Below are 513 nucleotides of genomic sequence, written 5' to 3' on the forward strand. Positions count from 1 at the left end.
TGCGTAAAGGGTAAGATTACAGCCGTAACTTTCTTCAACGCAACCTATAGCAGTTTGTCATATAACATCGCAGACGAGGGTTCTTCAGATGTTATCGAAGTATACTCTGGCAAAGGCAAGGATGGTGCAAACTTCTCTTCCAAGGATGACTTGAAAGTTGGTCAGACCGTAGTAGTAAAAGGAATCGTCAAGGCATTCACGAAGAATGATGGCACTATTGTCAATGAAATCGACAAGAACAGCACCATCATCTCTATCGAGAATACAGGAACTACATCTCCTGATACTCCAGCAACTGGTAAGGGTTCTCTCAGTGACCCATACAACGTGGCAGAAGCTATCGCAGCCATCAAGGCTGGCACAGCGCCTACTACACAGGTTTACCTGACAGGTATTATCTCAGATGTTGCTTTCTATAATGACCAATACAAGAGCATCACCTATTACATCTCAGACGATGGCAAGGGCAAGGACATGCAGGTTTACTCTGGTAAGGGACTGAACGGCGCAGAC

General features: G+C 45.2%; 1 protein-coding gene. It reads left to right on the forward strand.

Annotation, left to right across the window (positions count from 1 at the left end):
• On the forward strand, positions 1-513 hold a 513-nt coding region (locus D4A39_RS19140; protein ID WP_199699489.1), incomplete at both ends, for a hypothetical protein.

It is taken from the genome of Alcanivorax profundi (assembly GCF_003597125.1).
Lineage (GTDB): Bacteria > Pseudomonadota > Gammaproteobacteria > Pseudomonadales > Alcanivoracaceae > Alcanivorax > Alcanivorax profundi.